This is a genomic window from Mastigocoleus sp. MO_188.B34 (assembly GCF_030065675.1).
Taxonomy (GTDB): Bacteria; Cyanobacteriota; Cyanobacteriia; order Cyanobacteriales; family Nostocaceae; genus Mastigocoleus.
Genome location: NZ_JASJDK010000180.1, coordinates 1 through 12,083, shown reverse-complemented (window position 1 = coordinate 12,083; position 12,083 = coordinate 1). Strand labels below are relative to the sequence as shown.

Genomic DNA, 12,083 nt, shown 5'->3' with positions numbered 1-12,083 from the left:
TGAATTAGCGACTATCTATATTCGAGGATGTTGAAAAAACTCGTAAATCTAGACGCAAACAACACCGTAAAAAAGCTCAACAAAAACATGAGGTTAAGTCTAATCAATCAAAATTAACCGAGTTATTTCCGGAAAATGTAACACAATCGAAAACACCAAAATCGCAAGAAAACTTAACATCTGCTGAGCATACTGTTTCAGAAAACGTTGTAGATTCAATAGCAAAGGATGATTCGAAGAATTCATTAAATAAGCGGCAAGTTCAGCAGAATAATAAAAAAGTCAATAGTACAACGAAGCAAAAAAGTACCTTAAGTAGACGAAGACCTAAAGTCGGCGCAAAAGATTGGAACCAGTTTATGAAAGATAAGTGGTGAGTGCGATGTCGGAAACCAATTTAGCTCATACTAATCACGAATGGAAAGAACCTTTTGATAGAGGAGTTAACCATGAAAGTAACTTTGGAGGTTTACAATCACCTTCTAAGTTACGTCGAACTCCAGAAATTCAGGTTGAGGTTGAGCGGATTGGTAAGGCTAACACTTACTTTCCTTTAGACCGCGATACAGAATTGTTTGATTGGCTTGATGACCAGCGTGATGCAAAACTCTGTGGTTATGTTACATCTGCTACTGGCTCTGGTTTATTAAAAGCTTGTCAACTGTACAGAACACAATATGTAAAACGAAGAGGAACGTTGTTACAAGTTCCAGCAAGCGTCATTTACGCTGAAGTAGATCAGCATGGTGGTCCCACAGATTTGTATTGTTCTATCTTGGAAGAAATTGGTCATCCACTTGCTTATGTTGGAACACTAAGAGATTTGCGAGCACGGACGTGGGGAAATCTTAAAGGATATGGTGTCAAAATATTAATAATTGGTAATGCAGACTACCTAAGATTAGAATCATTTAACGAGCTAATTGATGTTTTCAGAAAACAGCGAATACCTGTTATCTTGGTTGGGACTTACTATTTGAGCAATAATATTCTTGAGCGAAAAAGTCTTCGGTATGTGCGCGTTCATGACTCATTTTTAGAGTCATACGAATTTCCTAATTTAAACGAATCAGAAATAATTGAGGTTGTGGATGACTGGGAAGAAAAATTCCTTCCAGAAAATAATCGATTAAATCTTACGCAAATTGATAGTGTAGTTTCTTACTTACGAATCAAATCTGGAGGTTTAATTGAACCTTTGTATGATTTACTTCGTAAGATTGCGATACTAAAGATAGATGAGCCACAGTTTGAACTAAATCAATATAACTTGACCAGACGTTTTGGTAGACGCAAAGAGCCAAAAGTTAAATTTAAGAGAAAAAGCTAAAGTCACTTATTGTTTTTTTATTTAAGCCCTTGAGGGATTGAAATGTAACTTATGGAGCCAAAAGAAACTGTTCAATATCCACCCTGGTATCTTGAGCCTTACGAAGGAGAGAGTATCAGCCATTACTTTGGTCGATATCGTCGTCATGAAACTATCTGCCCCACATTCCGCACCCTAGCTGTCACAAGTTCATAGGTACTACACAATGAAATAGTTGATGGTATATATGAACTATGAAATTAAGTATTGTTTTCAAGCTTAATAATAAATAATCTCATTAAATCAAGTAAATACTTGCCATGCACCTATATCGAAAAAAGTAACAGGATTAGAGTATTTATGGTGTAATGAAAGGAAATTTTTGTTACAAATAAGTTTTTGGATAAATAGAATGTGAAAATTTTAACAGATGTTATTCTCGTCTGTTTTGATGTCTAATCTTAAAGAAGTTGAAATTAAAAATATAGACCACTTGGGCATAGTTGCAGGAATTATAGATTCCATAGATTTGGTAGAAATTGTTAATGAATACTGTGGACAAGAGTCAGGAGAAAAAATAAGTCCAGGACATGTAGTAAAGGCAATGATATTAAATGGACTAGGTTTCATAAGCAGTCCTTTATATATGTTTCCAGAGTTTTTTGAAGATAAAGCGTGTGAACATTTAATAGGGGAAGGAGTAAAAGCGGAGTATTTAAATGATGATAAATTAGGTAGAGTTATGGATAAGTTATTTATTAAAGGGTTAACGGAGATATTTTTAGCTATTAGTATAAATGTGATGAAAAAATTTAAAATAAGTTTGGAATCATCACATTTGGATTCAAGTTCAATACATTTACATGGTGAGTACAATACTAGACTACCAGATGTAATCATTCAGAATAATTTATTAGGGAATGAGATAAAGTCACCACAAGCTATTGAGATTAAATATGGTTATTCTCGTGACCACAGACCTGACTTAAAACAGTTTATTATAGACTTAATATCATCTAGCGATGGAGATATCCCAATATTTTTTGAAACAGCATCTGGAAATCAATCAGACTCTTCTAGTTTTGCGAAAATATTTTTAAAGTATAAAGAAAAAATCAAAAATGATGATAGCTTAATGGTTGCAGACGCAGCTTTATATAATGCGAAAAATATAAATTTATTGTCTGGGATGAAATGGTTATGCAGAGTACCTCTAACTATAGGAACTGCAAAAGAACTAGTATCAACATTATTAACATCTGATTTTATTACTAGTTCTTTACCAGGATATTACTATTGTTCTAAAAAAGTAAATTATGGTGGAATTGAACAACGATGGCTAGTTGTTGAAAGCTCTGAACGCAAAAGGTCTGATTTACTGCAATTAGAAAAAAGAATATCTAAATCAAAAATTAATGCATCAAATAAGCTAAAAAAACTACTGAATTCAAAATTCAAATCTTATCAAGAAGCTGTTCAATCAGTCGGAAATTTGAATAAAAAGTTAAAATATCATCAAATTGATAACGTAGAATACTTAGAAACTCAATCAAAACATAAAAAAGATCAAAATACTTTTTATAAAATAAATGCTTCATTTTCTGAGAATATAAATGCCATTAAGATAGCTTATAACAGTGCAGGAAGATTCATACTAGCAACAAATATTTTAGATGAAAAATCTCTTAGCAATGATGAAATGCTTTCTGAATATAAAGCACAGCAAAGTTGTGAACGAGGGTTTGGTTTTCTCAAAGATCCTTTATTTTTTGCAGATAGTATTTTTCTTAAATCTCCGGAAAGAATTCAAGCTATGGCAATGATAATGGGATTATGTTTATTAGTATATACTTTAGCTCAAAGACAAATAAGAAAAGCTTTATCAGCATCTAAATCCACTATTAAAAACCAGCTTGGTAAAGCTATACAAAATCCGAGTATGCGATGGATATTTCAGCGCTTTCAATCTGTACATTTAGTTCAACTAAATAATGAAATATCAATTTCCAACTTGACTCCTGAGAGAGAATATATTTTGAGTTTTTTGCCAGATAATTGTCGCTACTATTATAAATGTTGATTGAGTTTTTTAAAAAATAATTTATTTGTAAAATAGGCTATTAATTAAAAGTAATAGTCACAAATTATCGTAGCTTTTTATTTATGAAATATAAGTGAATTACGAATATTCCAAGAATAATCATAAAGTTTTACCTATTAAAAATTTATTGCAAATTGTTGAGAATGCAAATTTCATCCAAGACAAGTAAATAATATTACTACGCAAGCAATAAAAGTATTTTTTGATTCTTGTAATACAAATAATAATCAGTAAAAATTCTTGTGTGACAGCTAGGGTGCGGAATGATAGTTCAAGAAGCCAAGAAAGGACAAAACATAATGTGCATTATTTCCACTCTCAAGACCTCTGGAAAGATGCACCCTTGACGCGTTTCGAGGCTTTGAGAGTCATGAATACAAAAGTAGATAAAGCTGACGGTACAGGAAATTTTACTCATATCGAAGCTATCCGAGAATTTTCTAAATGGAAAGAAGAAGGCAATTTTCTTAGCCAGCTAGAACTACTCAAAGCAATTTCTTAACTCCAAATCAGTTTCTTTTACCCGTTGATGAACATACCGCGTTCATCAACATATTTTGTGAACCATTTACTATTTAATTGACGTAGATAAATGTTTGAATACAACAAAAAAACTCCCAGTGAAGCGACTTTCAAAGCAAAAATAGTTGACTACGAGGTCAAAAACAGTAGTCGAGAGACTAATTTTGAGTTTGCATTGGTTGACCAGAAGACCGGTAAAGAAATAAATCTTGCTGAAGAATTGCCCGAGAGATATAAAGCTGAAGTCTCTATAAGTGATCTAGAAGTTGTGATTCCTCCCAAACGCGAAAACCTAGAAGCAAGAGAAAAAGACGGATTTTCTGTGTGGCTACATCCAGAAGAAGTTCAAAAATTGATCCAATGTCACGCTAACGACGGCTCTATTGTTTTCGACGCTGGGATTACACATCACAAGGGAATGCTTGCGTTTGTAAGAATCCATGAATATCTTTGAGGTAGCAAATGAGTAACCAAAAGACCGTTATCGTAGAAGTGATTATAGAGAAACAAAAGGCCGTTACTTTTTTCTATAGACCAGACGCTAGACGAAATAGCGGCACAGATGCTTGTGGTTAGTAGAGATTTGGAAAAATCTCAAATTTGTAAGCGTTACAACAATGCTTACGGAAATACAGTTTTGAATTGAAAATCTTAAAATTATGGATGCAGATACAGAAAAATATTTTTACGGAGCATTTTGGTTTGATGGTAATGATTTGTGGTATTGGGGTAAACAAAATAAGCCACAGAAAGGTATGGAAAACGCAAAACTCTACAAAACTTTTGAAGGTGCAGAAAATAGGCTGGAAAAGATAAAACAGAATTTGGTCGATCCAGAAAAACTGGATATACATGGCGTCCAAGGCATATTTGATTTTGAGGCATAAATGGATAATCAAGAATTTGAATCGCAATTAGCAGAAGTCCTCCAACAGTTAGAAGGTTTACAAAGTGAACCTCAATGGAACGCCTTGTGCGAAGAAGCAAGTAAAACAGGAGATATGAATTTGGCTGATGCTGTAGATGCTCTCGCAACTGCAGTAGATAGAGGTATTCCCAAGACTAATCTTTCCCTGTATAAAGACTGGCATTTTGGTTAAGTTACAACAATAGTTCGATTTTTGACAGATACAAAAAACTTTGGATCTTATTTAAAACAAGTGGCAACTAAACAAAGTAAAAAAATGCTGAAGTGCTTCCAGGATAAAGTGTTGAGACTGGCAACCAGAAGAGGATGTCCTGGAAATTAAATTTTTTGATGTGTGAAAAAATAGAATTAACCCCAGACTTTTAATAATCTGGGGTCATTTTTTGCTGTTAATTATTTATTTATGCATTCAAAAATAATTATGCAGCAGTGGAAATGGAACCTTCTGCATGATTAGTTTTAGATTCTTCCTTAGACTTTGTTTTTTTATAGTTAGGCTTAAAATATTCTGGACATTCCTTGGTTGGCTCAGATAACAAAGTATCAAACTCAAACATATCTGTTGTCGGATTAAATTTAGCTTTTACTTGTACAAAATATGGATGTTGTTGTTTAGAGTTTAATTTGACTGGTTGGACAGGTGGATTTTCCCACATTACAGGTAAATGAGAAGGAGCAATGCGTTTAGCCTGTTGTTTTGGTTCGAGTTTTTCTAATTCTTTGAAGCGGTATTGATCAAAATTTCTATAAACAGAAATAACAGGAGTTTGACATTGTTGAAGAAATTGCCATAAGCCAAAAATTTTAAACTCATTGGGTTCAAACGTTTGTAAAATACCTTTGGTAACAGTATTAGATATTTCTGGCTCAAATTTCAGCAAACGAAACTTTATAGTATGTACTTTATCTTTTTTATTAGAGTGTGATATTTTTGGGTAAACAGAGATACGCTGTTGTGTAGAGGAATTACTTGTAAGGTATTGATTTATTTTTTTGGAGTCATACTTGCTGTAAAACAAAGGATATTCTTTATCTTGTATAGAAATAAATAGCTTGTCATCTTGTTGAGTGATATTACCAGCCAAAACTCCAATTGCAGAAAACAACATATTTCGCCTCTCAAGAAATAATTTAATAATTATAGGACTGGTTGTAATAAATGTGAATTAGGCAAGGGTCTTATTGACCTGATGGTTTAACTTTTTGTTGGGAATACGACGGCTCATATGATTAATTTTTTCTAGCTACATTTTCATTCTATTTTTGCAATATAACCATAGATAGAATCCAATATGTAGTGTTGCCCTCTGAATTACATCATTGGGAATAACCTTTATTTGGCAAGAATTTGGTACTGTTACTCTCAACAAATACAAGAATGTTTAATTTATGGTATTGTGATAAATCATTTAACCGAAAAATTTTATGACTTACTTTTAAGATATTTGTTTATTATGGAATTTTTATAACTTTAATTTACTTATTAATAAGGGTGTTGACGGAGGAAATTTAAATGAATGTAACAAAGGTTAAAAGTAATAACGAACAACAGAAAAACTCTAAGTCTTCCCGTGATATTGTTGGAACTTTTCTTCGCGAGATCGGACGATTTCCAATCTTAAATGCTGAACAAGAAATTCAATACGGCAAGAAAATTCAGCAGATGCTTGTCTTGCTTGAAACTAAAGAAAAACTGAAGGTGCAATTAGACCGTGAGCCAACAATCGATGAATGGGCTAGCAAAACTCAAATCAGTAAAGAATTGCTATCAAAGCAACTCCAACAAGGTCGGATTGCAAAGCGAAAAATGATGGAGAGTAATTTAAGGTTGGTAGTGCATGTTGCCAAGAAATACCAAGAACGCGATATGGAATTTCTGGATTTGATCCAGGAAGGTTCTCTAGGTTTAGAACGAGGCGTAGAGAAATTTGATCCAACCAAGGGTTATAAATTTTCAACTTATGCTTACTGGTGGATTCGTCAAGGTATTACAAGGGGAATAGCAGAAAAAGCACGCACTGTACGTTTACCAGTTCACATGACTGAGAAACTCAACAAAATCAAGCGTGCTCAAGCAGAGTTGTCTCAGGAACTGGGTTACGCACCAAATATCGCACAAATCGCTCAAGCTTTATCTGTGTCACCAGAACAGATTCGAGAATGTTTCAGACTAATTCGTAAACCAAGATCTTTAGACATGCGAATTGGTGAGGAGAAAGATACTGAACTCAAAGATATGCTTAAATGCGAAGGCGTCAGCAGTGAGTCTTATGTTGAAGCAGAGCTTCTGCGTGAAAATATTAAGAAACTTCTGTCGGAGCTAACTCCTCAAGAACAGGAAATTATAACTCTGCGCTTTGGTTTAATTGATGGAAATGAACTAACTTTATCCCAAATCGGAGAGCGTTTAGGATTGAGTCGCGAGCGGATACGACAAATACAACAACGCGCTATGACTAAGTTGAGAAAGTACAAGTATAAAATCAGCAGCTATCTGCATAATTAATATTTGCTCCCCGAACTATCCAGATGTATATTGGGAGATTAATTTGATTTTAAAACCAATATTGTTCTAAATAAGTATTTATAAAAGGGGTAGACACAGGAGGTATTATCAAACTGTTGTTTGTATTCTCGTCAAAGGAATTTTTGGAATATGGAAGTAAAAGAGATTTTATCAGGATTAGAAAATAATACTGGAAAATTTCCTCGTGAAGCTTTAGAAAGAGCTATTGAATCAAAGGAAGAAATTACTCCTTTTTTGTTAGATACTCTATCAGAATGTAAAAATAAGTTGGAGGATTTATTTAATAAACCTGACTATTTTTTACATATTTATGCTTTATTTTTACTAGCACAATTTAGAGAACCAAAGGCTTATCCTCTCATAATTGATTTTTTCTCAGTACCGGGAGAACTGCCATTAGAAGTAACAGGAGATGTAGTAACTGAGGATTTAGACAAAATACTAGCTTCTGTAAGTGATGGAAATATTGAACCGATCAAACAACTGATAGAAAAGCAAGAAGTTGACCAATTTACCAGAAGTGCTGCTATTAGAACTTTAGTTATTTTGGTAGTTCAAGAAATTATTCCTCTGGAAGAAGTTATAGAATACTTTGAGAAACTTTTCTTAACTGTGTTTGCAACTAAAGATTCTAAAACTGACCTTGAATGGGAAGGGGAATATGTATTTTGGACAGAGTTAGTAATTAACAGTTCTATACTTTGTCCTAAAGAACTTAAGGAGTATATTGAGCGAGCTTTTGATGAGGATTTAATCGAACCATTCTTTTTTGGACGGGATGAATTTAATGATAATCTCCAAGCAGGTTCAGAAGCAAATTTGAATGAGCTTCGTGAAGATGAGCGTTATTCCTTGATTGAAGATACGATATCGGAAATCGGATATTGGGCTTGTTTTGAGGAGAATCAGCCGAAGAAATTGAACAATAGTTTGACAGGAATAGAAGGTTTTTCCAGGTCAGGTAAAAAGACTTCTAAAAGTAAAGTGAAGAAAAAGAAAAAAATGCAGAAAGAATCTCGTCGAAAAAATCGAGCAAAGAAAAAATAATATTGGTTGTGGGTCACTTCTGGTGGTTTGTGGTCACTCAAAATGTGGATCAATCACCAAAAATTAATATGTCTTTGCCTTCCCTTAGTGCATAAGAACACAAATCTTCTAATTTCAAAAGTGTAACTAGAAGTACGTCTTTATTCTCTGCAGATTGTAATGCGCCACAAGCCCATTCTTCCCACTGCTTCAAGTGTAGACGTTCAAGAACTTCTTGACGATTGATTTGACGACGGTCATATATTGCCTTATGAAGATTGTCGAGTATTTCTGGTAGGCTGATGGAAGAAAAACGATAATCCCTGTAAGGATCTAATAAAAATGAACCAGGAGGATTATCCATCGCTGTGATAATTTTATGGGGTAAAAGGTCTGGCACAGTTACAAACCTTTTATCCAAAGTACTATCTACTGACCATTCCATCATTGATTCTTTGACTGTAACGCAATCGTTAGCCACTGCGCCTCTACTTATCTTTGTGCTTTGTTACGGAATTTTTTGCAAATCTGTAGGTTCTTCAGGTGTTGGTGGTAAGGCAAGTTTTAAGGATTGAACTTCCTGCTGATAATTTTCTATCTTGTCCTTTAGTTCTTTGATTTCAAGATCTTTTTGGCGAACTTTTTGGTAGGAAATTAGATTTTGTTGTAATCGTGTCCAGACACTGAACAACCACACTAAAACAGCGCCCAGGCCAACTGCTAGCAAGAACTCTACTACAATTGGTGCTTTCAGCTCAACATCAGGAAGAATTGTAATAATTGCTGGCTCACTATTCTGTATTGCAAATAAGGCTACAACCAAAGCAAGAGCAAAAATAATAACAAAGTTTAATTGTCTGAATAGAAACATAGTACTTAATTAGTAATTAATTTAGGCTTTGTTGAAGCTTTTACCTGAAACTGTCACTCCAGGGCTATATCCGGATACTATCAATTTAGCAAAACTCTCCAATGATGGTATTTGGTACAGACAAAATTGGCTAATCCAATAGATGGATCTATACCTTATAGGTATATGAATATTAAAAGTGAAAACTATGTATTTTCATTTCCAGAAATAACCTGAAGGTTTTGATTGCAGTGAGGTTGATTAGGTTTAAAAAATGAGTAATCATGAGGAAATTCATGGAATAGACCCCAGATGAATTTTACTCGACCGTAAGGTTGAACAAAACCTGCATATTTACAGTGGAATTCAATAACAGGCTCATAGATCGGTAAACCTGATGCTTCAATGATTTCGCCAACAGTTGTGGCATCAGTAATGGCTGGAAGTCTTTCTAGTGTATGCAAATATTTTCCTAATCGAGAAGACGGCATTGGTTTTTTTAGCTCTTCAATATCTAGAACAAGATTACTAATGTCGGGAATGAAACTGAAGCGGTAGTGATGGGTAACTGAGAATCGACTAAGAGTTATCCGAGAAAACTGAGAAACGGGTGCTGGTGAAAAGTTGAGGTGAAAGATTACTCACCCCAACTCAACTGATGTTATGGCTGGGGGTGCATTTAAGGGTATCAAATCAAGTAAACTAAAAGAAACCTTAGTATCTACAAGTTGATTGCCAACAGGTAAGCGCTCACCTGTGACCCAAACAGATTGTGGTTGAAAGTGATAAATGCGCCTGGGTGAATCATCTAAATAATCTTTTTCTGTGCGTTCAATTTTTTTTCTTGCCCGTGCTGATAAAAGTTTTAGTGTTTCTTTTACCCGATTTGGGTTTTCTAATTCATTGGCATAACCTGAAAAATATAATCCTTCAGCAGTACCTTCAGGTGGACTTGAGTCAAAAATTGCAATTGCTACACGTCCAGAATTCTCATACAGATTTTGTGAGTGCTGGGATTTAATTGCAGAACTCCAATAAATGTTTAAATTACTATCAAAAGCAAAAAATACAGGAGATACCCAGGGCACAGAATCAAGAGAACAAGTAGAAAGTGTGCAATAAATATTACCTGTAATAATTCTTCGTGCTTGTTGGATAATTTCTGCATTAGTTGATTCAACAGTTTGAATCCAAGCATTATCAGGATTAGCAACTTCCATAGAACTGTTAATTTTTAAACTTTCACTTACATTTTATGTGAATTCCTATGTGTACAAATTTACTGTAAGCGATTGTTATTAATCAAGTTGATAAGAGAGTAGTTTGCAGTAGTTATAATAATCAGTGCCATCAAGGCTTACCTCTTTTTTGCCAATGGACATAGAAAAAGAGAATCGCCATTAAAAGATAGCCAATAGCCCAAGGGGCACCAGTTCCCCAGCCTAAATTCACAATTGTATCTGCAACAGTCTAACTATAGCTGTGCATTAAGGCAAGCCAGGAAATTACGGCAGCAATCACATAGCAATAGGCAGCTTGGCAAAACTTGCGTACAAATAAATAATGACATGTATTGGATTTGGAATTATAAAAAATGAAGATTTACATATATTTTTTATACACTGGTTACATTTTCAATCATGAATCCATTTTATTTGAACGGTCAACTTGCCTGGTATCACGATGAAGGTGATGACAGTGGTTATTTTCATACATATGATGCTTTAGTTATAGAGCATGATCGTGATATGCCGCGAAAAATACATGTATTTTTGCCACGTAATTACAGTGCTGATGGTTATGGTTATCCCGTAGTGTATATGAACGATGGCAATACTACTTTTTGGCCAGATGGATTAAGTCCTTATTCTTGGGAAGTTCCTAAAACCCTTAGTAAACTATATCAAAAACAAGAAATTCAACCAATTATCGTTGTAGCAATTCATCCTTTAAATCGATCCCATGAGTACTTACATGTTAAAGAGTTCTCGGCTCCTTTTAAGCGAGAAGGAGGAGGACTCTTTGATTATGGGAGTTATCTGGTTCGTCTTAAGAACTTTATCGATTGTTCTTACAATACATTAAAGAGTAATCATCACACAGCAATTGTTGGTTCATCTCATGGCGGATTGGCAGCTTTTCATACAGGGTGTGTTTATGGCGAATATTTTGGTAAGGTTGGAGCCCTTTCACCATCATTTTGGGCTGGTGGTGTACTTCAACTACAACAAACATCATTAATCTCTCAATTGGATCGGTTTTTAGAACCCAGCAATCATAATCGTCCCCAGATTTGGATCGATTGGGGATGTCAACGTTTGAATGGTTTTCATAACTTATTGTTTGAGTCTCAAGCTGCCTGCTTAGGTAAGAGTATGGTGAACTTATTACAACAAAAATATAACTATGTTTTAGGTAAAGACTTATTCAAGTATGAAGATTTAATCGGAGGACATGATGAACGAGCTTGGGCTTACAGATTTGGGTTGCTTCTCAAGCAATACTATAAGCTGGATAATTAAAATGTTAATGTTAAGTCCTCAATTAGCTCAAATCTTATTTAACGCTTCACTACTACCAGAATAAAAATTTTATCCCTATTTTTTTCTTTATGTTTGTTAAATCTTAAGTGATTATCATTATTATTATTCACTTAGGATTTTTATTAAAACTATGCCAAGCAAAAAAATTCATGTCCGGGAATATAAAGTCAAAGCACACGACCGAATTCTCCATACCAGGGTTTACAACTTCATTTGTCAATACTGTCAAGAGATATCACAACGGGAGACTTATGCTACCGGATGTCCTAAATATGGA

The 12,083-nt window shown here is 34.3% G+C and carries 15 protein-coding genes; 10 read left to right on the top strand and 5 right to left on the bottom strand.

The features are described 5' to 3' along the window. The first annotated feature begins 382 nt into the window (after positions 1 to 382). The 7 genes from QNJ50_RS26790 to QNJ50_RS26760 all read left to right on the top strand — a co-directional run bounded on the left by QNJ50_RS26790 (position 383) and on the right by QNJ50_RS26760 (position 5,032). Entirely contained in the window at positions 383 to 1,330 is a 948-nt protein-coding gene (locus tag QNJ50_RS26790) for an ATP-binding protein (RefSeq protein ID WP_300641702.1), read from the top strand. A 51-nt stretch (positions 1,331 to 1,381) separates the two neighbouring features. Beyond that, positions 1,382 to 1,525, top strand: coding sequence for a hypothetical protein (locus QNJ50_RS26785; RefSeq protein ID WP_300641700.1), 144 nt, complete (start codon positions 1,382 to 1,384; stop codon positions 1,523 to 1,525). Positions 1,526 to 1,760: 235 nt separating this feature from the next. Further along, a complete protein-coding gene (locus QNJ50_RS26780) occupies positions 1,761 to 3,389 on the top strand; it encodes an IS1634 family transposase (protein WP_300641698.1) in 1,629 nt (542 codons plus the stop codon). Between the two features lie 391 nt (positions 3,390 to 3,780). Continuing rightward, positions 3,781 to 3,912 carry a hypothetical protein gene (locus QNJ50_RS26775; RefSeq protein ID WP_300641696.1) on the top strand — a complete coding sequence of 44 codons (132 nt, stop codon included), beginning with the start codon at positions 3,781 to 3,783 and terminating at the stop codon, positions 3,910 to 3,912. 90 nt (positions 3,913 to 4,002) lie between these two features. Next, positions 4,003 to 4,386: a hypothetical protein gene (locus QNJ50_RS26770; RefSeq protein ID WP_300641694.1), complete on the top strand. Its 384-nt coding sequence runs from the start codon at positions 4,003 to 4,005 to the stop codon at positions 4,384 to 4,386. A gap of 205 nt (positions 4,387 to 4,591) precedes the next feature. Then, positions 4,592 to 4,819, top strand: coding sequence for a hypothetical protein (locus tag QNJ50_RS26765; protein WP_300641692.1), 228 nt, complete (start codon positions 4,592 to 4,594; stop codon positions 4,817 to 4,819). Beyond that, entirely contained in the window at positions 4,820 to 5,032 is a 213-nt protein-coding gene (locus QNJ50_RS26760) for a hypothetical protein (protein ID WP_300641690.1), read from the top strand. 247 nt (positions 5,033 to 5,279) lie between these two features. Here QNJ50_RS26760 and QNJ50_RS26755 read toward each other — a convergent pair whose 3' ends face one another. After that, entirely contained in the window at positions 5,280 to 5,945 is a 666-nt protein-coding gene (locus tag QNJ50_RS26755; protein ID WP_300641689.1) for a hypothetical protein, read from the bottom strand. 428 nt (positions 5,946 to 6,373) lie between these two features. Between QNJ50_RS26755 and QNJ50_RS26750 the strand changes: the two genes are divergently transcribed. Then, entirely contained in the window at positions 6,374 to 7,366 is a 993-nt protein-coding gene (locus QNJ50_RS26750) for an RpoD/SigA family RNA polymerase sigma factor (RefSeq protein WP_300641688.1), read from the top strand. Positions 7,367 to 7,516: 150 nt separating this feature from the next. Then, on the top strand, positions 7,517 to 8,434 hold the full coding sequence (locus tag QNJ50_RS26745) for a DUF1186 domain-containing protein (RefSeq protein WP_300641687.1): 918 nt from the start codon (positions 7,517 to 7,519) through the stop codon (positions 8,432 to 8,434). A gap of 49 nt (positions 8,435 to 8,483) precedes the next feature. Here QNJ50_RS26745 and QNJ50_RS26740 read toward each other — a convergent pair whose 3' ends face one another. From QNJ50_RS26740 to QNJ50_RS26725, 4 genes are all read right to left on the bottom strand, one after another. Then, positions 8,484 to 8,894, bottom strand: coding sequence for a hypothetical protein (locus QNJ50_RS26740; protein WP_300641685.1), 411 nt, complete (start codon positions 8,892 to 8,894; stop codon positions 8,484 to 8,486). A 27-nt stretch (positions 8,895 to 8,921) separates the two neighbouring features. Beyond that, a complete protein-coding gene (locus QNJ50_RS26735) occupies positions 8,922 to 9,284 on the bottom strand; it encodes a LapA family protein (protein WP_300641683.1) in 363 nt (120 codons plus the stop codon). A 185-nt stretch (positions 9,285 to 9,469) separates the two neighbouring features. Further along, on the bottom strand, positions 9,470 to 9,754 hold the full coding sequence (locus tag QNJ50_RS26730) for a hypothetical protein (protein WP_300641681.1): 285 nt from the start codon (positions 9,752 to 9,754) through the stop codon (positions 9,470 to 9,472). A gap of 150 nt (positions 9,755 to 9,904) precedes the next feature. After that, complete coding sequence (locus QNJ50_RS26725) at positions 9,905 to 10,483, bottom strand: pyridoxamine 5'-phosphate oxidase family protein (protein WP_300641679.1); 579 nt, start codon at positions 10,481 to 10,483, stop codon at positions 9,905 to 9,907. Between the two features lie 420 nt (positions 10,484 to 10,903). On the opposite strand from QNJ50_RS26725, the gene QNJ50_RS26720 reads away from it, so the two are divergent. Continuing rightward, a complete protein-coding gene (locus QNJ50_RS26720; protein WP_300641677.1) occupies positions 10,904 to 11,785 on the top strand; it encodes an alpha/beta hydrolase-fold protein in 882 nt (293 codons plus the stop codon). The last annotated feature ends 298 nt before the right edge of the window (positions 11,786 to 12,083 follow it).

Excerpts from the sequence above, each read along its gene's own strand:
- QNJ50_RS26760 (WP_300641690.1), top strand. The coding sequence starts at position 4,820 with ATGGATAATCAAGAATTTGAATCGCAATTAGCAGAAGTCCTCCAACAG.
- QNJ50_RS26720 (WP_300641677.1), top strand. The coding sequence starts at position 10,904 with ATGAATCCATTTTATTTGAACGGTCAACTTGCCTGGTATCACGATGAA.
- QNJ50_RS26750 (WP_300641688.1), top strand. The coding sequence starts at position 6,374 with ATGAATGTAACAAAGGTTAAAAGTAATAACGAACAACAGAAAAACTCT.
- QNJ50_RS26770 (WP_300641694.1), top strand. The coding sequence starts at position 4,003 with ATGTTTGAATACAACAAAAAAACTCCCAGTGAAGCGACTTTCAAAGCA.
- QNJ50_RS26725 (WP_300641679.1), bottom strand. The coding sequence starts at position 10,483 with ATGGAAGTTGCTAATCCTGATAATGCTTGGATTCAAACTGTTGAATCA.
- QNJ50_RS26780 (WP_300641698.1), top strand. The coding sequence starts at position 1,761 with ATGTCTAATCTTAAAGAAGTTGAAATTAAAAATATAGACCACTTGGGC.
- QNJ50_RS26790 (WP_300641702.1), top strand. The coding sequence starts at position 383 with ATGTCGGAAACCAATTTAGCTCATACTAATCACGAATGGAAAGAACCT.
- QNJ50_RS26745 (WP_300641687.1), top strand. The coding sequence starts at position 7,517 with ATGGAAGTAAAAGAGATTTTATCAGGATTAGAAAATAATACTGGAAAA.
- QNJ50_RS26735 (WP_300641683.1), bottom strand. The coding sequence starts at position 9,284 with ATGTTTCTATTCAGACAATTAAACTTTGTTATTATTTTTGCTCTTGCT.
- QNJ50_RS26765 (WP_300641692.1), top strand. The coding sequence starts at position 4,592 with ATGGATGCAGATACAGAAAAATATTTTTACGGAGCATTTTGGTTTGAT.
- QNJ50_RS26730 (WP_300641681.1), bottom strand. The coding sequence starts at position 9,754 with ATGCCGTCTTCTCGATTAGGAAAATATTTGCATACACTAGAAAGACTT.
- QNJ50_RS26785 (WP_300641700.1), top strand. The coding sequence starts at position 1,382 with ATGGAGCCAAAAGAAACTGTTCAATATCCACCCTGGTATCTTGAGCCT.
- QNJ50_RS26775 (WP_300641696.1), top strand. The coding sequence starts at position 3,781 with ATGAATACAAAAGTAGATAAAGCTGACGGTACAGGAAATTTTACTCAT.